The organism is Streptodolium elevatio (assembly GCF_040649515.1).
Classification (GTDB): Bacteria; Actinomycetota; Actinomycetes; order Streptomycetales; family Streptomycetaceae; genus Yinghuangia; species Yinghuangia elevatio.
In genome coordinates this window covers 1-19,810 of sequence record NZ_JBEZFP010000164.1, presented here as the reverse complement: position 1 = coordinate 19,810, position 19,810 = coordinate 1, and the positions used below count along the sequence as shown (strand labels likewise).

At 73.0% G+C, this 19,810-nt stretch carries 16 protein-coding genes and 2 pseudogenes; 12 read left to right on the top strand and 6 right to left on the bottom strand.

Annotated elements, in window-relative coordinates; all coding sequences use genetic code 11:
* The 5 genes from AB0C36_RS38025 to AB0C36_RS38005 form a co-directional block, all read left to right on the top strand.
* A partial coding sequence (locus AB0C36_RS38025; protein WP_358363279.1) for a FecCD family ABC transporter permease occupies positions 1-779 on the top strand: 779 nt, incomplete at its 5' end.
* Between the two features lie 125 nt (positions 780-904).
* Entirely contained in the window at positions 905-1,741 is an 837-nt protein-coding gene (locus tag AB0C36_RS38020) for a heme ABC transporter ATP-binding protein (protein ID WP_358363277.1), read from the top strand.
* Positions 1,742-1,886: 145 nt separating this feature from the next.
* Positions 1,887-2,963 (top strand): WxL domain-containing protein, encoded by a 1,077-nt coding sequence (locus AB0C36_RS38015; RefSeq protein ID WP_358363275.1) that lies wholly within the window; start codon positions 1,887-1,889, stop codon positions 2,961-2,963.
* Positions 2,964-3,091: 128 nt separating this feature from the next.
* A complete protein-coding gene (locus tag AB0C36_RS38010) occupies positions 3,092-4,255 on the top strand; it encodes a WxL protein peptidoglycan domain-containing protein (protein WP_358363273.1) in 1,164 nt (387 codons plus the stop codon).
* A 128-nt stretch (positions 4,256-4,383) separates the two neighbouring features.
* Positions 4,384-5,301: a hypothetical protein gene (locus tag AB0C36_RS38005; protein ID WP_358363271.1), complete on the top strand. Its 918-nt coding sequence runs from the start codon at positions 4,384-4,386 to the stop codon at positions 5,299-5,301.
* 30 nt (positions 5,302-5,331) lie between these two features.
* On the opposite strand, the gene AB0C36_RS38000 is transcribed toward AB0C36_RS38005, so the two are convergent.
* Complete coding sequence (locus AB0C36_RS38000; RefSeq protein ID WP_358363269.1) at positions 5,332-5,754, bottom strand: hypothetical protein; 423 nt, start codon at positions 5,752-5,754, stop codon at positions 5,332-5,334.
* Between the two features lie 159 nt (positions 5,755-5,913).
* Here AB0C36_RS38000 and AB0C36_RS37995 point away from each other — a divergent pair, with 159 nt between their 5' ends.
* The gene (locus tag AB0C36_RS37995; protein WP_358363267.1) at positions 5,914-6,909 is read left to right on the top strand and encodes an MBL fold metallo-hydrolase; all 996 of its coding nucleotides are present in this window, start codon (positions 5,914-5,916) and stop codon (positions 6,907-6,909) included.
* Between the two features lie 48 nt (positions 6,910-6,957).
* On the opposite strand, the gene AB0C36_RS37990 is transcribed toward AB0C36_RS37995, so the two are convergent.
* Positions 6,958-8,388 (bottom strand): pyridoxal phosphate-dependent decarboxylase family protein, encoded by a 1,431-nt coding sequence (locus AB0C36_RS37990; protein ID WP_358363265.1) that lies wholly within the window; start codon positions 8,386-8,388, stop codon positions 6,958-6,960.
* 205 nt (positions 8,389-8,593) lie between these two features.
* Between AB0C36_RS37990 and AB0C36_RS37985 the strand changes: the two genes are divergently transcribed.
* Complete coding sequence (locus AB0C36_RS37985) at positions 8,594-10,120, top strand: beta-N-acetylhexosaminidase (RefSeq protein ID WP_435839195.1); 1,527 nt, start codon at positions 8,594-8,596, stop codon at positions 10,118-10,120.
* Between the two features lie 19 nt (positions 10,121-10,139).
* On the opposite strand, the gene AB0C36_RS37980 is transcribed toward AB0C36_RS37985, so the two are convergent.
* Positions 10,140-10,802, bottom strand: a complete 663-nt coding sequence (locus AB0C36_RS37980) for a macro domain-containing protein (protein ID WP_358363263.1) — start codon at positions 10,800-10,802, stop codon at positions 10,140-10,142.
* A 324-nt stretch (positions 10,803-11,126) separates the two neighbouring features.
* Here AB0C36_RS37980 and AB0C36_RS37975 point away from each other — a divergent pair, with 324 nt between their 5' ends.
* Entirely contained in the window at positions 11,127-12,746 is a 1,620-nt protein-coding gene (locus AB0C36_RS37975; protein WP_358363261.1) for an ADP-ribosyltransferase domain-containing protein, read from the top strand.
* A gap of 119 nt (positions 12,747-12,865) precedes the next feature.
* On the top strand, positions 12,866-13,108 hold the full coding sequence (locus AB0C36_RS37970) for a hypothetical protein (protein WP_358363259.1): 243 nt from the start codon (positions 12,866-12,868) through the stop codon (positions 13,106-13,108).
* A gap of 155 nt (positions 13,109-13,263) precedes the next feature.
* Here AB0C36_RS37970 and AB0C36_RS37965 read toward each other — a convergent pair whose 3' ends face one another.
* Positions 13,264-14,067, bottom strand: a complete 804-nt coding sequence (locus AB0C36_RS37965) for a dienelactone hydrolase family protein (protein ID WP_435839196.1) — start codon at positions 14,065-14,067, stop codon at positions 13,264-13,266.
* Positions 14,068-14,210: 143 nt separating this feature from the next.
* Between AB0C36_RS37965 and AB0C36_RS37960 the strand changes: the two genes are divergently transcribed.
* The 3 genes from AB0C36_RS37960 (at position 14,211) to AB0C36_RS37950 (ending at position 18,642) form a co-directional block, all read left to right on the top strand.
* Positions 14,211-14,816, top strand: a complete 606-nt coding sequence (locus AB0C36_RS37960; protein WP_358363255.1) for a TetR/AcrR family transcriptional regulator — start codon at positions 14,211-14,213, stop codon at positions 14,814-14,816.
* Positions 14,817-15,178: 362 nt separating this feature from the next.
* Positions 15,179-16,111, top strand: coding sequence for a bis(hydroxyethyl) terephthalate hydrolase (gene bdeA / locus AB0C36_RS37955; protein WP_358363253.1), 933 nt, complete (start codon positions 15,179-15,181; stop codon positions 16,109-16,111).
* Between the two features lie 338 nt (positions 16,112-16,449).
* Positions 16,450-18,642, top strand: a complete 2,193-nt coding sequence (locus tag AB0C36_RS37950; RefSeq protein ID WP_358363251.1) for a LuxR C-terminal-related transcriptional regulator — start codon at positions 16,450-16,452, stop codon at positions 18,640-18,642.
* Between the two features lie 48 nt (positions 18,643-18,690).
* Here AB0C36_RS37950 and AB0C36_RS37945 read toward each other — a convergent pair.
* A pseudogene (locus AB0C36_RS37945) lies at positions 18,691-19,335 on the bottom strand (MerR family transcriptional regulator); the annotation flags it as partial.
* Positions 19,336-19,409: 74 nt separating this feature from the next.
* Positions 19,410-19,810 (bottom strand): annotated as a pseudogene (locus AB0C36_RS37940) (bifunctional 4-hydroxy-2-oxoglutarate aldolase/2-dehydro-3-deoxy-phosphogluconate aldolase); the annotation flags it as partial.

Sequence of the window (19,810 nt, the reverse complement as noted above, 5' to 3'; positions counted from 1 at the left end):
TGCAGGGCGTGTTCGGCAATCCGCTGGCCGAACCCGGCGTCGTCGGGGTGTCCGCGGGCGCGACCGTCGGCGCGGTGCTGGTGATCTTCACCGGGGCGACCACGCTCGGCGCCTGGACCCAGCCCGCCGCCGCGTTCGTGTTCGGCCTCGCGACCACCGCGCTGGTGTACGTCTTCTCCCGGTCCGGCGGCCGCACCGAAGTCGTCACCCTCATCCTCACCGGCGTGGCGCTCACCGCCGTCACCGTCGCCGCGATCGGCATCCTGACGTCGTACTCCACCAACGACCAGATCCAGGACATCGCGTTCTGGCAGCTGGGCAGCGTCAACGGGGCCACCTGGGAGAAGGTTTCGGCGATCCTGCCGTGCGCGGCCGTCGGGCTGGCCGCGGCGCCGATGTACGCCCGGCGCCTCGACCTGCTCTCGCTCGGCGAGAAGCCCGCCCGGCACCTGGGCGTGGACGTCGAGCGCCTGCGCGCCGTGGTGATTTTGCTGGTGGCTCTGCTGACCTCGGCGGCGGTCGCGTTCTCCGGGGTCATCGGCTTCGTCGGCCTCGTGGTGCCGCACGCGGTCCGCATGGTCACCGGGCCGAGCCACAAGCTGGTGCTCCCCGGCAGCATGCTCGGCGGCGCACTGGTCCTGCTGCTCGGCGACCTCGCGTCGCGCACGCTGGTCGAACCGCGCGAACTCCCCATCGGCGCACTGACCTCGCTCGTCGGCGGCCCGGTCTTCTTCGTCCTGCTGCGCAGGGCACGGCTGCGGGCGGGAGGCTGGGGATGAGCCGCTTGGGCTTCGCACCCGGATTCGGACGGGAACCCGGACGTGGATCCGTAAATCGACCCGGACGCCGCCCCGGACACAGGGAGGAACCGACCGCCGTCCGCACGCCCTCCGAGCCGGGCACGGTGATCGGGGAAGTGCGCGGGCTGCGCGTCGACCTCGGCGGGCGCACGGTGCTGCGCGACGTGGACCTCCAGGTCCGCACGGGCGAAGTACTGGCGCTGGTCGGCCCCAACGGCGCCGGCAAGTCGACGCTCTTGGGCGCGCTCGCGGGGGACGTCGCGGCCACCGCCGGGCAAGTGCTCCTGGACGGGCGGCCGCTCGCGGACTGGACCGCGGTCCAACTCGCCCGACGCCGCGCGGTGTTGACCCAGTCGTACGAACTCTCCTTCCCCTTCACCGTGCGTGCGGTGGTGGCGATGGGACGCGCGCCGTGGGCCCGTACCCCGGCCGAGGCGGACGACGACGCCGTGGTCGACGCGATGCTCAGGCGCACCGAGACCGCGCGGTTCGCACGGCGCGGATTCGCCTCGTTGTCCGGCGGCGAGCGCGCCCGTGTCGCGCTGGCACGCGTACTCGCGCAGCAGGCCCCGCTTGTGATGCTCGACGAGCCGACCGCCGCACTCGACATCCGGCACCAGGAATCCGTGCTGCGCACCGCGGCGGAACGCGCGTCCGCGGGGGACGCCGTCGTGGTGGTGCTGCACGACCTGGCGCTCGCCGCGGCGTACGCGGACCGGGTCGCGGTGCTCCAGGACGGCCGGATCGCGGCGTGCGGAGCGCCGGCGCAGGTGCTCACCGGGGAGCTGCTGACCCGCGTCTACCGGCACCGCATCGAGGTGATCCGGCATCCGCGGACCGGAGGCATGCTCGTAACTCCGGTGCGTAAAAGGGGCGTTCGCCCCGCTATTCGGAAAGATCCGGGGCTTGGGGGCCTTCCCTCGGAGATCGCGAGAGGTTAGGTTAGCCTTACCTAAGTTCGATGAAGGCGAGGGTGGCGGGGTGCCGCCCGTCCGCCTGCGGGCGTCGTCGACGAGGCGTCACATTCCTTTCCAGCTCCGGCGCTTCACGCCGCCGGATGCCGAACCCCCGGGAGTCTTCACCGACATGAGTACTGATCAGCCCTCGGCTTCGCGGCGCCGCCGCCGGGCGTGGGCCGTCGCAGCCGCGGGCATAGCGGCAGCCCTCGTCCTGCCCACCGCACCCGCACACGCCGACCCCGGGACGCAGCCCGGGCCGGCGGGCCAGACCCTCACGGTCTCCGACACGACCATCGACCCCGACGGCCAGACCGTGACCGTCTCCGGGACCGGGTTCAACCGCACCCGGCCGACCGGCTACGACGGCATCTACGTCGGCCTCTGCGTTTACCAGGGCCCTGGCCAGGTCGCGTCGCCGTGCGTCGGCGGCGTCGACATGAGCGGTGGCTCGGGGAGTTCGCTGTGGGTCGGCGACCACGTCCCGGCGTACGGGGTCGGCCTCGCCAAGCCCTTCAACAAGGGCTCGGGCGCATTCGAGTACCAGCTCACCCTCACGGCGAAGGACGAGTTCACCGACTGCACCGCGACCGGCGTGCAGTGTGTGGTCTCCACCCGCGCCGACCACACCTCCTCGGCCGACCGGCAGGACGACGTCCAGATCCCGGTCACCTTCGTCGACGACCAGGGCCCCGGCCCCGGTGGTCCCGGTGAGCCGGGCGGCGGCACCGCCGACCAGCAGGTCGTCGTCGCCGTCAACGGCGGGCCGCTGACCCTGTCCGTCCCCGGCGACGTCATCCGGCTGTCCGACGCCTCGTTGTCCGGCGCCGCGAGCAACCTGACCTCCACCGGGTCGCTCAACGCCGCCACCGTGTCCGACCTGCGCGGCACCGGCGCGGGTTGGACGCTCACCGGCCAGGTCACCGACTTCACCGGCGAACCGCAGGGCACCATCCCCGCGGCGAACCTCGGTTGGCGGCCCGCCGCGGCGGTGTCCCCGGACAACAGCACCACCGTCGCCCCGGTCGTCACACCCGGCCCCGAGGTCACCCCGGGCACCGGGCTCGGCACCGCCAAGACGCTGTGCTCGTCCGCCGCGGGCGCCTCGTCGGGTGTGTTCACCTGCGGCGGCGCACTCGACCTCGGCGTGCCCGCGGACACCCCCGCCGGCACCTACACCTCGACCCTGACCCTGACCCTCGCCTGATCGGAAACCCCGCCGTCGCCCGGCCGATGCCGTCCGGGCGGCGAACCAGGACGGTACGGCGGGCCGAGGCTCCTGCCACGCCCGGCCCGCCGTACTCCGACCCCACAGCACGCATTCACAGGAGCACCATGTCCAACCGCGTTCCGGCACCGCCGGGCCACCGGGCCCGGCGCCGCGTCGCCGCCACCGCGCTCGCCGTGGGCGTGCTGCTCCTGCCCGTCGGCGGCACGGCGCACGCCGCCACACCGTCGCCGGCTCCTCCTGTCGCGCCGTCCGCGCAGCCACCCGCGCAGCCACCCGTGTCGCCCGCCGTGTCGCCCGCCGCGCCGCCTGCCGCATCGCCCGGTTCCGCGGACAACTCCTTCCGCTGGGCCGTACAACCCGTCGGCCAGGCCGGCCTCCCGGGCCGGACCTACCTGGTGCACGACCTCGTGCCCGGGCAGAAGCTCGACGACGGCGTACGCATCACCAACTACTCCGACCAGCCGATGACGTTCACGGTCTACGGCACCGACGCCTTCACCACGAACGACGGCTCCTTCAGCCTGCTGCCCGCCGAACGCGGCCCCTCCGACGCCGGCACCTGGATCACGCCCGGGCAGACCAGCGTCACCGTCGCCCCGGGCGCGGGCGTCGACGTGCCGGTGACCATCGCGGTGCCCGCCGACGCCGAACCCGGCGACCACGCGGCGGGCGTCATCGCGTCCGTGGCCACGGTGCAGGCCGATGCGTCGGGCCGCCTCGTGCAGGTCGACAGGCGGATCGCGGCGCGGGCGTACTTCCGCGTCGCCGGACCGCTGCGGCCCGCCTTGCAGATCCAGGACGTGCAACTCTCCTACGACACCCCGGGAAACCCGTTCCCCGGCTCGCGCGCAACGGTCACCTACCGCGTGCGCAACACCGGCAACACCCGCGTGTCGGCCGCCGCGGACGTCAAGGTCGACGGCCCCTTGGGCTGGACGCTCGGCGGCCCGCGCGGGGACTCGGTCGCCGAACTGCTGCCCGGTGCGGAACTCACCCGCACCGTGCACTTCGACGGCGTGTTCCCCGCCGGGCGGCTCACCGCGTCCGTCACCGTCCGGACCGGTCCGGCCCCGCAGGGCGCCGCCGTCGCGCCGGTGAGCACGACGCGTACGACGACTGCGTGGGCCGTGCCCTGGATACCGCTCGCGTCGCTCTTCGCATTGGCTGTGCTCGGGACGGTCGCGCTGCGTCTGCGGCGGCGCGGCACCCCGGCGGCGGCCGCCGGAGAGTCCGCCGCGGCCGTCGGCACCGCCGAGCGGACTTCCTGACGGCCCCGAAGATGACCTCCGCCGCGCCGACTCGTCGCCGTCGCCTCCGCCCGCTGCGTGGCCCCGGGCCTCGCCCGCGCCCGCCGGCTGTCTCCGGACCCCCGCGCCGACTGATCACCGCACTGCTCGTGACCGCCGTCGTCTGCGCGGCCGTCGCGGCATTGCGGTGGAACAGCGACCGCACGGCGCCGGGACCGGAGGACGCCGCGGTATCCGTTGCGACCGCGCCGCCAACTCCCGTACCCGTGAAGCCCGTCGGGCGCATGGTGCTCGACCGGGACACCGCGCCGGTCGGTACGCGCCTCACGGTGTGGCTCACCGACTGGACGCCCGGCACGATCACGGTCCGGCTGTGCGGCAACGCGGCGACGCGCGGCTCCGCCGACTGCGCCAACGCCACGGCCGTCTCGAGTTATGTCCGCGGCCCCGCCCCAGCGGCCGTCGTCCTCGCCGTCGCCGCGCCACCGGTCGCGTGCCCGTGCGTGGTGCAGGCTTCGGACGCCGCGACGACGGGCCGCGTGACGCAGCCCTTCGCGCCCAGCGGACTGCCCGACCTGCCACAGGCGCCGACCGCCGCGCCCGCGCCCGCCGCCGTCGAGATCGCCGACGCCCGGCTCGTCGACGAACGTCCTTGGCACGCAAGCTGGTCGGCGTGGTTCGGCGGTTCCGCGCGCCGGACGCTCGTGCTCACCCTGCGCAACCCCGGCCCCTGGCCGGCCGCCGCCCCGCCGCTCTCCGTCGTGGTCGGTCGGGACGACCCGCCCACGACCCTCGTCGCAACCCCGGACGTCGGCACACTCGCGCCGGGGGAGCAGCGTACGTTCCACATCGACGTCACCCTCGGCGGGCCCGCGTACGGGACGTACCACGTGCGGGGGCAACTCGCGGGCCTCACAACGGATCCAGGTGCCCCGGCGGCGGTCTTCGAGCTGCGCACCACGACCACCCCGTGGGGCCTGGCCGCGGTCGGCGTGCTCCTGCTCGCCTGGCTGCTCGCGCCCCTGTTCCGCCGCGTACGTCGCGTGAAGCACCGTGCCGGCAGCTGACGACCCGGACTGCCTCGCCGGTGAGACCCGTCAGTCCGGTTCGCCGGCCAGGGAGCGGGCCGCGTCGACCTCGTCGGCGTCCATGCCCCAGTGCCCTGGGTCCCGGTCCCGCTTGGCCTGTTCGTCGATCCAGCGGTTGTGGGCTTCCCACGCGGCCTGCTTGCTAGTGCCGACGGCCGCGCCGATCTGGGTCCAGGACGCGCCCGCGCGCCGGGCGGAGCGTACCGAGAGCTGTCGGCCGTATGCGGCCTTGCGAGCGAGCACTTCGCCCAAGGCCAGGAGTTCCAGGGCTTCTTCGCGGGTGAGGGGGCGGGCGCCGCTCACGTCGTCCGGTGCCTCCGCGTCCGGCATACCGAACGACGACGCGAGTGCTTCCTGCGTACGAAGCGCGTCCAGGCGCGCCGCGGCGGACAGCAGCGTGTAGTGAAGTTCGAGCTCGTCGGGTGTGGCCATGAGGCCACCGTGCCACCGCGGCCGACTCGTCGTCAAGACAGCCTGACGTCAAGCTGCCCTTACGGCGGCCGGGCGCGGGCGCCGCGCGGAAAACCGTTCCCCCCGGGCGCCCCCGGCCTGCGAGGATGCGCAGCGGCCGCAGATTGGAGGGCGTTCCCGATGCCTACCGCGACGAACGCCGGTTCCCCGGTGGTGCCCGCGCACCCCGGACTCCTGGACCAGGGGCACCCGTTCCGCCAGTGGAAGACCTGGCGTATCCCGGGGACCGAGCTGACGCTCACCGGCTACTCCCGCGCCAACGACAAGACGTTCTTCCACATCCCCGAACTGCGCTGCAGCCTGGACGCCGGGCTGTGCGAAGGGCGGCAGGTGGACACGGTGTTCCTGACCCACACCCATCACGACCACGCCAAGGACCTCGACTTCCTGGCCGCCAAGGCCGGAGGTGCGGACATCCACCTGCCCGCCGACGCGGTGCCGTACGTGGAGGCGTACCTGCGGGCGAGCGCCGAGTTGAACCACGGCACCGCCTTCGATCCGGGCCTGGTGGGCCACCGGCTGCACGGGGTGCGCCAGGACGACGAGTTCGAGTTCGGGCGGGCCGGGCACCACGTGCGGGTCGTCGAGTGCGAGCACAAAGTTCCGTGCGTGGGGTACGCGTTCTCGGAGCGCCGCAAGGCACTGCGGCCCGAGTTCGAGGAACTGCGGCGCTCGCTGGTCGGCGAGGGGCGCGGTGCGGAATTCGGCAGGATGATGGCCGAGCGGCGCAAGCAGGGCGTCGAAGTCGACGAAACGGTCCGCCGACCGTTGTTCGCGTTCCTCGGCGACACCCACGTGTCGGTGTTCGAGCGGAACCCGTGGCTCTTCGCGTACCCGGTCGTCATCACCGAGTGCACCTTCCTCGACGACGCCGAGCTGGACCGGGCGGAGCGGATCGGGCACACCGTGTGGAGCAGGCTCAGGCCGGTGGTCGAGGCGCACCCGGAGACGCTGTTCGTGCTGACGCACTTCAGCCTGCGCTACTCGGATCGCGAGGTACTGGCCTTCTTCCGGCGGCAGTTCGAGGAGGCGGAGGGCGGGATGCCGGGAAACATCGTGCTGTGGGCGCATCCGGACAGCAGCCTGCCGGAGCAGCACCAGCACCGGGAGCTGTGAGCCGGTCGGTGTCCGGCGGCCGGTCGGGTGCTGCGCCGCCTCGCCCGGTCAGGGTTCGAGGTCGGCGGCGACCTCGCGCAGCACCGTGAGCAGCAGTTCGACATCGGGGGCGGTGGTCCGCCAGTTGACGAGTGCGCAGCGGAGCACCTTCATGCCGCGGTACGTGGCCGTCCCGGCGTACACCCGCCCGTCGCGCAGCAGGGCCTCGCCCAGCCGGCCGTTCAGCTCGTCAAGCCGGTCGTCCGGCACCCCGGGCGGGCGGTGACGGAAGCAGACGATGGACATCCGCACGGGGGCGAGGAGTTCGAAGTCGGGTGATTCGTCGACCAGTCGGCCCAGGTGCTCGGCGACGTCGAGATGGCGCTCGACCATCTCCCGGTAGCCGTCGCGGCCGTACGCACGCAGCGTCGCCCAGATCGGGAACGCCCTGGCGCGGCGCGACGATTCGGGGCCCACGGTATTGAAGTCGACGTGCCCGCCCTCGGCTTCGGGCAGGTACGAGGCACCCCACGCGCCGAACGCCCGCACCTGGAGCGCGGGATCACGGACGAACGAAAAGCCGCTCTCGTAGGGCACGTTCAGCCACTTGTGCCCGTCCGAGGTGATCGAGTCGGCGCGCTCCACGCCGGAGGCGAGCCCGACGGTGCGCGGCGACACGGCCGCGAACAGTCCGAACGCGCCGTCCACGTGCAGCCAGGCGTTGTGGCGCTCGGCCAGGTCGGCCATGGCGTCCAGCGGGTCCGAGTCGCCCGAGTGCACGTCCCCGAGGTTGCCGACGAGCACCGCGGGCGCGCCCTCCAACTCCACGAGAGCCGCTTCGAGCGCGGGAAGATCGATGCGTCCCGTGTCGTCGCGGGCGAACGTGCGCAGCGTGTCGCGCCCGCAACCGAGTATCTGCAACGCCTTGCGTGTACTCGGGTGGACGAGGCCACTGGTGAACACCGGCATGACCGGAAGCCCCGCGAGGCCCTGCGACGCGACGTCGACGCCGTGCCCTTCCGCCCACCAGGTCCGCGCGCAGGCAAGACCGGTGACATGCGCGAGGGTTGCGCTCGGGGTCAGCACCCCGCCGTACGAGGCGGGGATGCCGAACAGGTCCTTCAGCCAGTCGAGGACGACCGATTCGGCACGCGACGCCAGCGGGGACGCGATGTGCAGACCGGAGGCCTGGTCGAGCAGCGAGGTGATCCAGTCCCCGGCCATCGCGGCGGGCGTCGCGCCGCCGACCACGAGGTGGAAGAAGCGGGGGCCCGAGGTCCGGGTCGAGGCCTTCGTGCCCACCCGCAGCAGGTGCTCCACGGCCGCGAGGGTGCCGTCGCCCTTCTCCGGGAGGGGCCCGCCGAGGTCGTCCGCGAGGGCGTCCGCGGCCCGATCGTGCACCGGGAGTTCGGGCAATCCGTCGAGGTAGGGGCCGGCGGCGCGGAAGACCCGCTCCAGTGCGTCGGCGGCTGCCTCGCGGTCCTTGATCGGATCGGCCATGGGGGCAGTAAATCAGCCTTGCCCGGCTTTCTGAACGGGCGCTCCGGAGTTTCCGGCCGACGACCCGGTGGGGCCACGGTGGCGATCTGATGGGGGCACGGTTGGCGCCCCTTGGGTGGCCGTTCGGGTTGCGGGTGCTGCCATCGGGGGAGGAATCGCCCTGTCATGCAGGCGACTTCACCGTCGGGCCAGTCAGGGAGGACGCGTGACCGGAGGACCGAACCTGATTCCCGCACCTCGCCGACTGGAGCTGACCGGAGGCTCGGGTCCGGTCGACGGCGTGCCGGCCTGCCGGGTCGATCCGGCGCTCGGGCCCGAGGCGTACCGGCTCACGGTCTCGGCCGACGGCGTGGAGATCGTCGGCGGCGACGAGGCCGGGGTTTTCTGGGCGCGCCAGACGCTGCGCCAGCTCGGCGGCGCGGACGGCTTCCGACGGGCACCGGTGGACCACGGGCCGGTGGTGCTGCCGCACGTGGTCGTCGAGGATGCCCCGCGGTTCGCCTGGCGGGGCCTGATGCTGGACGTCGCACGGCACTTCCTGGCCAAGGACGATGTGCTGCGGTACGTGGACCTGCTCGCGGCGCACAAACTGAACGTCCTGCACCTCCATCTGACGGACGATCAGGGGTGGCGGGTGCAGATCGAGCGGTACCCGCGGCTGACCGAGGTGGGGGCGTGGCGGCCGCGTACCCGCCTGGGCTGGGGCCGGGAGCCGGAGGTCTGGGACGAGCGCCCGCACGGCGGCTTCTACACCCAGGACGACCTGCGCGAGATCGTCGCGTACGCCGCCGAGCGCCACGTGCGGGTCGTCCCCGAGATCGACCTCCCGGGGCATTCGCAGGCGGCGATCGCGGCGTACCCGGAACTGGGCAACGTCGACGTCGTCGACACGGGCGCGCTCCGGGTGAAGACCGAGTGGGGCATCAGTCCTCACGTGCTCGCCCCCACCGACGCCGTACTCGCCTTCTACGAGGGCGTGTTCACCGAACTCCTGGAGATCTTCCCCGGCCGCTTCGTGCACATCGGAGGCGACGAATGCCTCAAGGACGAATGGCGCCGGTCGCCCATCGCGCAAGGCCGGATCCGCGAGCTCGGCCTCGGCGGCGAGGACGAGCTCCAGGCCTGGATGATCGGCCACTTCGCGCGCTGGCTGGCGGCCCGGGGAAGGCGCCTCGTGGGCTGGGACGAGATCCTGCAGGGCGGCCTGGCGCCCGGCGCGGCGGTGATGTGCTGGCGCTGGTACACCGGCGGTGTCGCGGCCGCAAAGGCCGGCCACGACGTGGTGATGTGCCCGCAACAGGAGGTCTACCTCGACCATGTGCAGTCCGCGGACCCGGGCGAGCCCGTGCCCTTCGGATGGGTGCACACCCTGGAGGACGTGTACCGGTTCGAGCCGGTGCCGCCCAGCCTGAGCGGCACCCCGCACGCGGTACACGTCATCGGCACGCAGGCCAACCTGTGGAGCGAGGTCACCGAGAGCCGCGCCCGCGTCGACTACCAGGTGTTCCCGCGCCTCGCCGCGTTCGCCGAAGTCGCCTGGTCCGCACTGCCGCGGCCGGAGGCACGGGACTTCGGCGACTTCGAGCGGCGGATGGACGCGGCGCACTATGCCCGGCTCGACGCGCTGGGGGTCGCGTACCGGCCGCCGACCGGCCCGCATCCCTGGCAGCGCCGCCCCGGGATCCCGGGGCGGATGCACGACAAGCCCCGCCGCACTTGGGACATGGCCTGAGGGGGTCCGTGCCGCAGGGTCAGCCGCGGGACGTACCGCGCTCGGGCGGGTGGATGCGCACCCGCCGTTCGGCCGGCGCCTGCTCCAGGTCGTCGAGTTGCGCGGTGATCGTGGCGCGCAGGTCGTCGTAGTCCGCGAACTGGTGGTCGTGGAAGAGGGTGTGGCCCGACCACATGAGGTTGGCGCACACCCGCGCCGGCACCCGCCCGGTCTGCGCGCCCATGCCGACCAGGGCCACCGACCGGATACTGCCCGGCTCGGCGTCGTTCTGCCGGTGGATCGCCTGGAAGGCGGCGGCGCAGGCGAGCGCCACGTTCAGGGTCTCGCTGACGTTCTGCGACGACGTGACCATCGTCGGCGTGGAGATCAGGAACTTCGGGTTGACGGCCCCGGACGGTACGCAGACCGCGCTGCCGACCGGGAGGTTCCCGGCGAACCCGTCGCGGATCGCGCGCTGCACGCGCAGTTGGATGCCCGCTCCGAGGTGGCGCTTCACCACCGCGTCCACGCCGCCGTCCATGCGGCCCCGCGAGTTGGTCGGGCTGACCCAGGCGTCGACCTTCTCGTCGAGGATGGACCCGTTGCGGATCTCGATGCCGGGGGTGTCCGCGAACGCCGCCCGCCAGGCCGCCACCACCTCCGGGTTGATGTCCGTCAGCACCACCCTGAGCGGCGTTTCCACGCGATTGACCGTCATATTCCACCCCGTTCCAAAAGCACTGCCTACCCACCACGAACGACATTATCGCGGCGCCCCGACAATCGGGCGGCGGGTGCCGGGCCGGCGCTTTTCGGCTCGATTGCCGGTGTCCGGGCCCACTGCTAGCCTGCGGCCAGACCACCGCGAGACAGGAATTGTCGCCCGACGCCGCCCACGGCCGGACCACCAGGTCCGAAAAAGTGGGCGTTCCGGACTTATGTCCGCGCAACCGGGATGTTCCGCGAATATCACCCGCCTCGCCGGTCGCCCCTGCCGAACACGGTCGACTATTCGGAGCACCCCACGATGAGCGACGACAACGCCCCCGCCCTGCCCGACGCGAACGACCCGCTGGCTCTCGCCGACCTGTTCAAGGGCGGCGGCGAACCGTGGCTCCCGCTGCTGAAGCCGGTCATCGAGGCCCAACGGGACGCCGCCGCGTTCATCGGTCCGGGCCGCAGCCCCGAGGTCGTGCCGGTCCGCGAATTGACCTTCCAGGCGCTCAAGCCGAATCCGCCGCACAAGTGGAAGGTGGTGGTATTCGGGCAGAATCCCTACCCGCGTCCGGAGAGCGCCACCGGAATCGCGATGTTCGACAACACCTTCCACGACTGGAAGGACAGCCAGTTCGGCCGCGTCGTCAGTATCCGCTGCATCATCAAGGCAGCGGCGATGTGGAAGTACGGAATTCCCAAGAAGACCCCGATCGCCGAAATCCGCGGCCTCCTCGGAAAGCAGGAGACGGTACAGCCGCCGGAATGGTTCCAGGCGATGCTGACACAGGGCGTCCTGCTGCTGAACGCGGCACTGACCGCCAACAGCGACGCGTCCCGGGGCACCGACCGGCACACCGCGTTCTGGCGCCCGGTCGTCGAGCGCATCGTCGAGGAGATCCTCAAGGCCAAGCAGGACGCCGACGAGGAGGACCGCGGCGTCGTCTTCGCGTGGTGGGGAGCGCACGCCCGCAACCTGAAGAAGATCGTCCTCGAACTCCAGAAGAAGTACCCGGGCGTCGACGTCCGGCACATCGACCACGCCAACCCCGCGGCGCAGGGCGACATCTTCTGCGACGGCGAGCACTTCGCCATGGTCAACGACGCCCTCGCGGCGGTGGGCGCCGACCCGGTCGACTGGCTGCCCAGCACCGGCTGGAACACGGCCGCGGACGACGCGGACGGCCGCAACGACGACACCGCCGAACGCATGGGCGCGTTCATCGCCTCGACGATGGAACTGCACCAGCTCTACCTGGAACGGCTCGCGGGCGTCAAGGACGAGGGCCTCGTCCTCCCGGCGATCACCGGCGTGTTCGACACCCCGGCGATGGACTTCCGCGACGCGGTGTCGCCGGTCGCCGAATTGCTCGCCGGCCTCGACCGGCACGTCAAGATGTCCCACGAATTCGGGATGCGGCGAGTCGAGGCGGCGGCCGACGGAGGCCTGTCGGCCGACGCGATCGCCGCGCTGTACCTCTATACCTGCGAGTCCGCGTTCTATCGCGAGATCAACGCCATTCTGCGGGCGCCGGACCGCGCCCGGGTCGTGCCGTACCTGCCGTACCTGCGCCTGCTGTTCGACGCGGTGGCGGCGCTCCCGACGCGTACGGAGCCGCTGTGGCGCGGCGTGTCGCTGGACCTGCGCGCGCAGTACCCGCTCGGCCGGACCGTGACGTGGTGGGGCGTGTCCTCGTGCACGTCCAAGCTCGGTGTGGCCCGGGCGTTCCTCGGCAGCAGGGGCAAGCGCACGCTGTTCGAGGTGCGGCCCGCCCGGGCCGTCGGCATCCGCAGCTTCTCCGCGTTCACCGAGGAGGAGGAGTACATCCTGCTGCCCGGCACGCAGCTGAAGGTGACCGACGTGACCACCGAGCGCGGCGGTCTGTGCACCGTCAAGCTGGCCGAGTCGGAGGACGCTCCGCTCGTCTCCTGAGGCGGCGGGCCGGGGGCGCGCCGGACGGGAGCCGCGGCACCCGTCCGGTAGCGCTCGCTGGACGTCGCCCCTCCCGAGGTGGTAGATCCATTCGGGATGACAAGAGAGGCGAAGCACACATGAGCACATTGAGCCAGGGGACCGAATCCACCGCGGCGGTCGACACGGCCGACACCGGCAACGCGGTCGAGCGGGCCGTCTACACGCGTGCCGAGCCCGTCGAAAGCACGATCAAGCCCGCGGCGTTCGTGACGCTCACCGTGCTGATCATCGTGCTCGTCGTGGTCTCGTTCTTCGCGATCTACGCGGGCGGCAACTTCGACGGCGGCGAGCCCGGGCTGACCGCGCCGATGAACGGCTGACACACAGGACCGGCCCTCGGCGGCCGCGGCCACGGCGGACTCCGCCGGGCCGCGGCCGCCGTGTTTCGGGCCCTGGCACATCAGGGCACGGCGCGTTCAGGGCACGGCGCGTTCAGGGCACGGGGCATTCTGGCCGTGTGCAGGCAGGCGGTGCTTCAGGCCGTTTGCAGTCGGCTGCGGAGGAACGCGAGGATCTCGTCGCGGGCGCGCATGGTCGGGTGGCCTTCCTCGTCGACGAGGTGGGCGGTCACCACACTGTGCGGGGTGCCGACCGACTCGCGGAAAAAGGGCGGCGGCGCCGGGTTCGCGCAGTCGCCGGGCAGCACACGGCCGTCGAAGCGGTCGCCGAGGAGCCGGGCGTACGCGGCGAAGCGCTGCCCTGTGCACCACTTGTCGTCGTCGAAGCGGTAGGCGAGTGCGGTGAGGCCGTCGCGCTCGAATCGCCGCCGGATCGTGTCCGCGTCGTCAGGGGACAGCTCCAGCGCGGCCGGGTCGTCCAGTGGCAGCGAGGGCTGCCCGAGCACCGGCGCGACGACGGCCGGCTCAAGGGTCATGGTCAGGGCGAAGTTGCCGGTGAAGCACATGCCCACCGCGCCGACCCCCGGGCCGCCGCACTCCTCGTGGGCGGTGCGGGCGAGGGCCCGCAGCCAGGTGACGACCGGGCTGGTGCCGCCGCCGGCGAAGGCACGGAACTCCCGGCTCACACACGCCCGCCGGAGCACGTCGGCGCCCAGGTCGACGGTGGGGTACGCGCCGTCGACGCCGAAGAGCGAGGGCAGGTAGACGGTGAAGCCCGCGTCCCGCACCCACCGGGCGAAGCGCACGACGTCGGGGCTGATGCCGGGCATCTCCGGCATCACGATCACCGCGGGACCGGCGCCGGCCACGTGGACGGTCTTCTCGTCGCGGGCGGACGCCTCCCCGGGCAGGGCGAACGTACGTCGGGTGAACCCGTCCAACACGTGCTCGTGCTTCGGCTCCTGGGCCTGCACCTGAGTTTCGCCGACGTCCACCAGGGGCCTCCCAAGTATGCGATCGATCGGTCGTGAATCCGGGGATGGCCGCGAGATTACACGTCCGATCGGTCGCTTACAATGGCGCGGTGACGAACGCCCGTACGCCCTCGCCCGGTTCCGACGGCCGCCGTGCCCGCGGCGACCGGACCCGGCACGACGTCGCGCGGCAGGCGGCGATGACCGCGACTGTGCACGGCCTGGACACCATCACCGTCGGCTCGCTTGCCGCACAGACGGGGCACAGCAAGAGCGGCATTCTGACGGTCTTCGCCAACCGCGAGGCGATCCAGCTCGCCGCGGTGGCCGAGGCCCGGAAGCTGTACGCGGAGCACGTCGTCGACCCCAGCCGCGACGCCGGCACCGGCGGGGCGCGCCTCCGGGCGCTGCTCGACAACTGGGTCGCGTACCTCCGCGCCGGCGTTTTCCCCGGCGGATGCTTCATCACCACGACATCGGTCGAGTACGGGCACCGGGAGGGGCCGGTGGCCGACGCCGTCCGCGAACTCGCCCGCGACTGGCTGCGCCTGCTGGAGGCCGAACTGGCGGCCGCGGGCAGCACCGACCCCGCCGAGGACGGCTTCCGCATCGACGCGTACCTGCGCGCCGCCAACACGAGGTTCCAACTCTTCGGCGACGCGGCCGAGTTGGACCGGGCGCACCGCCTCGCGACACGCGTGGTCGAAGCGATCTGACCGAAGCATCTGACCGAAACATCTGACCGAAACATCTGAACGCGGTATCGGATCGAGGCGGCCGGGTCGAGGCGGCGGGATCGGAACGGTCGGATGGAGGCGGCGTGACGGACCCGGTGTGCTCGAACGGGTGTGGGCCAACGGGTGCGAGTGAACCGGTGTGTGCCGACCGCGCCCGCGCAGCACTGGTGATTTCACCGATGCCGCCGCGCGGGCGCGCCGGGAGCGTGGACCCCACACACCGACCGGTGGCGGATCCCGGCGGGGCGGACCGTTCCACGGTCCGTGCGGGAGCAGCGAACCGCCGGCCCCGCCCGGGATCCGCCACCCTTGAGCGAGAGGAACGCATCATCGTGTACCTCATGCGCAAAAGGCGGCACGCCGCCTCGGCCGAACGGCCGGCGGTCGTCGCGGGACCCCGGCGCCGCCTGGTGAGATCGGCGGTCGCCGGCATCCTCGCCTGCGGAGCCCTGCTCGTCACCCAACTCCCCGGCGGAGCGCAGGCCGCCGAGAACCCCTACGAGCGCGGCCCCGCCCCCACGCAGTCGAGCATCGAGGCCGCACGCGGCCCGTACGCCGTGTCGGAGACCAGTGTGTCCTCGCTGCTGGTCACCGGCTTCGGGGGCGGGACGATCTACTACCCCACCTCCCGCACCGACGGCACCTTCGGTGCGATCGCCATCTCCCCGGGCTTCACCGCCTACCAGTCGTCCATCGCCTGGCTCGGGCCGCGCCTGGCCTCGCAGGGCTTCGTCGTGTTCACGATCGACACCAACACCACCCTCGACCAGCCCGCCAGCCGGGGCCGCCAACTCCTGGAGGCACTCGACTACTTGACGCAGCGCAGCTCGGTCCGGGACCGGATCGACAGCAGCCGGCTCGGCGTGATGGGCCACTCGATGGGCGGCGGCGGAACGCTGGAGGCCGCGAAGAGCCGCCCCTCGCTCCAGGCGGCCATCCCGCTCACCGGCTGGAACCTCGACACGAGCTGGCCGGAGGTGCGGACGCCGACCCTGGTCGTCGGCGCGGACGGTGACACGATCGCGCCGGTGTCCTCGCACTCCGAGCCGTTCTACACGTCGCTGCCGTCGTCGCTGGACCGGGCGTACCTCGAACTCAACAGCGCCACCCACTTCACGCCGAACTCGTCGAACACGACGATCGCGAAGTACAGCATCTCCTGGCTCAAGCGGTTCATCGACAACGACACCCGCTACGAGCAGTTCCTGTGCCCGCTGCCTCGACCGAGCCTGACCATCGAGGAGTACCGGGGCAACTGCCCGCACAACTCCTGACCTTCCCGCCCCCCGACCCGGGACGGTGGCGGCCGCGACACCAGCGGCCGCCACCGTCCCGGCGTTGTTGTGGGGGCCCACAGCATTGTGCGCGTACCGCCCGTGAGCACGCCGTACGCGGGAGCGTCCGGCCAGGTCAGGCGGCATTTCGGGGCGGTCCGCGGCCACCGGCCGCAGCCGTGCGGCGGCCTTTCGCCCGCGTTAACACGACGGTAACGTGGGCGCCGCGCCCGTCCCGCGGACCCGAACACCCGCGGGAACCCAGAGGCGTCCGTCGTCGCTCGGCCCGACGCCGCCGGGAGGTGGGCCCGCCCGTGCCGGAGGAACCGCGCCGCCGCGTGAGGGCGACCGAACGGGCAGCCGCGACCGGCCGCGCCGACGACGAGCCCGACCGCCGAGCGGCGCCGCGCCGTCCCGCACCACGCCGCGCCGGACCGCGTGCCACCGCCCAACGCGCCGCCCTGCAGCGCCTCGGCGCCTGGCACCCCAGGCCGTTCGCAGGCCACCTGCTGCCGTGGCCGGTCCACCCGACCCCGGACGCCAAAGCGTTGCTCCTGCTGATCGCCGCGGCCCACCACAACGACCCCGACGCGCCCGGCGCTTCCGTCGCGCTGGTCCTGCGGGCCGTGCACGCCGCCGCACTCGCCCCCGACACGCTGGAGTCCGCGGAACGGGCGGGCCTCGTCCACGCCGACGCGGAACACCTGTTCGTCGGGCCGCCGCTGAGCACCGCGGCGGTGTACGGCGCCGCTCCGCTCCTCGCCCGGCAGGCCGCGCACCGGCTCCTCGCCGCTCTGCTCGACACCGGCCACGACCGGCTCGCGCACCTGCTGCACCTGGCGTCGGCGACCTCGGAACCGGACCCCGACCTCGCCCGGGAGCTGGCCGCCACCGCGCGTGCCCGCGCGTCCGTCGACGCCACGCGAGCCGTCGGACTGCGTCGCGCGGCCACCCTCGTGCCCGACATCTCGACACGCGCCGCGCTCCTCGCCGAAGCGGCGGAACACGCCCATCTCGTCGGCCGCGCCGACTGGGCCCGGCAGTGGACCTCGGAGGCCCGCGCCCTTCCCGCGGACGCGGTCGCCCGCGGCACGGCGGCCCGCGTGCACGGGCTCATCGCCCTGCACGACGGGTCCGTCGCCGACGCCCACCAGTCCTTCCTGCTCGCCGCCCGACTCCTCGCCGGCAACTCCCACGTCCTGGCGGTCCGATGCCGTCTCGACGCGGCGGAGGCGGCCTGGGCACTCGGCGACGCCGCCGCGTTCCGCGACGCCGTGGAGCCACTCGCCGACGAGAGCTTCCCCGGGCCGGGCGACGCGATCGCCTACGGCATCGGCATGAGAGCCGTGCTGCAAGCCGACGTGGCCGGCATCATCACCGGGTCTGCCGTCCTGCGCGACGTCGTGGCCCGGGCCGAACGAGCCGATGACATCGACCAGTTGCTGCGGGCCGGGGCGGCGGCGCTGGTCGTCGGCGATCTGGCGGCGGCCGGCCGGCTCAACGGCCGGGCACTGGCCATGGCCCGTGTCTCCGGGCCGCTCACGGCAGTTCCGCGGATCCTCGAACACCTCGCGTACGCGGAACTGCGCTCAGGGCGCCACATGCAGGCGAGGGCCCACGCCGAAGAGGGCGCGCTCGCCGCGCGGCAGACCGGCCGACGCAATCAGATCGCTCACCACCACGCGATCTTGGCCCTGGTGGCGTCCCTCGACGACGACGCGACGACCGTACGCGGCCACGCCGACACCGTCGAAACGGTCGCCGGCGCCCACGGCCTGCGGCAGCCGTCCACCCTGACCTCCTGGGCGCTGGCCCGTGCGGACCTGGCCCGGGGCCGCCCGCACGAGGCGGCGTCGCGCCTCGCGCCGCTCCTGCGCACGGGCTCCGAGCAGGCCCACTTCGCCCTGCGCATGCTGACCGTGCCGTGCTTCGTGGAAGCCGCCGCACTGTCCGGCGCACCCGAACCGGCACGCCTCCCGCTCGCCGAGTTCGCGATCTGGGCGGAACTGGCCGTCGACCCCGAGGCACCCGCCCAACTCGCGCGCTGCCAGGCGCTGTTGGCGGCCGCCGACGGCCGTCCTTCCGGCGAGGTCGAGGCCGGGTACGCCGCGGCGCTCGCCCGCCACCCGCAACCCGACAACGGCTTCGAGCGCGCCCGTACCCTGCTGGCCTACGGCCGATGGCTGCGCCGCTCGCGCCGCCCGGCCCAGGCCCGGGACCTCCTGCGCGAGGCCCAGGTCACCTTCGACCGCCACGGCGCGCGGGTCTGGTCGGCCCACGCGGTCGCCGAACTCCGCGCCACCGGCGCACCCCCGGCATCCGCGCAACCGCCCGGGGACCTGGGCGAGTTGACCCCGCAGCAACTGCGCATCGCCCGCTCGGTCGCCGACGGCGCGACCAACCGCGAGATCGCCACCCGCCTGTCGGTGAGCATCCGCACCGTCGACCACCACCTGCGCAACGTCTTCGCCACGCTCGGCGTACGCTCCCGCGTCGAACTGGCCCGCCTGGTCGACCGCGCCGAGGCCTGAACGGCTCGTGCAGGCTCCCCGCGCGGCGGTTCAGGCGACGAGGAGGCGGAGGCCGCGCACCGCCCGCCGCTCGGCCTCCGGTCCGACCCGGGTCCACACCGAGACCGCGCGGCGAACGTGTTCCTCCAGGTACGCGTCGGGCCGACGCCAGTAAGCCTCGAAGAACCCGTCGGCGCAGTCCCACGGCACGAGCACCGGCTCGATGCGGGCCTCGACCGCGTCCGCCAACTGCTCCACCGAAGGCCGGCCGGCGACCAGCCCGGCCACCTCGGGCAGGTAGTCGCGGGTGAGCCAGAACCGGTTGAGCGAACCGGCGGCACTGGCGTCGTGCGTGAACACCACGACCCGGCGGGCCACGCGTCGCATCTCCCGCAGCCCGGCGATCGGGTCGCCGGCCCCTACATTCAGGACGGTACGGGCGTCCCCGAGCGCATCCCAGACGCGCGCGGCGATCCGCGGCTCGGTACGCCGCGTCGCCGGGTAGGCGGAGCCGATGGATTCGTACAACTGCGTGCCGAAGGCCTTCAGTTGTTCCTCCGGCGTCGTGTCGACCCCCGTCGCCCGTGCCTCCAACTCCCTGTCTATGGCCGCCACCATGGCGTCGGCGCGGTCGCGCTGTTCCAGGAGCAGGCCGCACAGGCGGTGCAGGTGCGCGACCGCGTCGGTGTCCGGGTCGTCGGCCAACTCGGCCACGCGTCCTACGGTCAGGTGATCTTCCACGCCTCCGACGATGCGGCATCACGCCGCGTGAGGGTCAAGGGCGTCGGCTATCGCAACGAGGCCAGAAGGTCCTTGATGCGGGCGGCCGACTCCTCGGGGGTGCCGGCGGCCAGCTTGGCGCCCATGCCCACCGCGACGGCGCCGGCGGCGATCCACGCGGGGGCGTCGGCGACGGCGATGCTGCCGGTGGGGATGAACGGTATCTGCGGCAGCGCCCCGCGCATGTCGCGGAAGGAGCCCGGCGTCCACTGGCTTGCGGGGAAGAGCTTGACGGCGTCCGCACCGGCGGCGACGGCCGCCACCGCCTCGGTCGGGGTGCACGCGCCGGGGATCACGCTCGCGCCGTGGCGGTGCGCGGTCTCGATGACGTCGCGGTGCAGGGAGGGGGAGACCAGGAAGCGCGCGCCCGCCGATGTCGCGGCGCGCGCCGAGGCGGCGTCGAGGACGG

Bases quoted from the DNA above. Each gene is read 5' to 3' on its own strand.
- AB0C36_RS38015 (WP_358363275.1), top strand. From the start codon at position 1,887: ATGAGTACTGATCAGCCCTCGGCTTCGCGGCGCCGCCGCCGGGCGTGG.
- bdeA (WP_358363253.1), top strand. From the start codon at position 15,179: ATGCGCAAAAGGCGGCACGCCGCCTCGGCCGAACGGCCGGCGGTCGTC.
- AB0C36_RS38000 (WP_358363269.1), bottom strand. From the start codon at position 5,754: ATGGCCACACCCGACGAGCTCGAACTTCACTACACGCTGCTGTCCGCC.
- AB0C36_RS37995 (WP_358363267.1), top strand. From the start codon at position 5,914: ATGCCTACCGCGACGAACGCCGGTTCCCCGGTGGTGCCCGCGCACCCC.
- AB0C36_RS38010 (WP_358363273.1), top strand. From the start codon at position 3,092: ATGTCCAACCGCGTTCCGGCACCGCCGGGCCACCGGGCCCGGCGCCGC.
- AB0C36_RS37975 (WP_358363261.1), top strand. From the start codon at position 11,127: ATGAGCGACGACAACGCCCCCGCCCTGCCCGACGCGAACGACCCGCTG.
- AB0C36_RS37990 (WP_358363265.1), bottom strand. From the start codon at position 8,388: ATGGCCGATCCGATCAAGGACCGCGAGGCAGCCGCCGACGCACTGGAG.
- AB0C36_RS37970 (WP_358363259.1), top strand. From the start codon at position 12,866: ATGAGCACATTGAGCCAGGGGACCGAATCCACCGCGGCGGTCGACACG.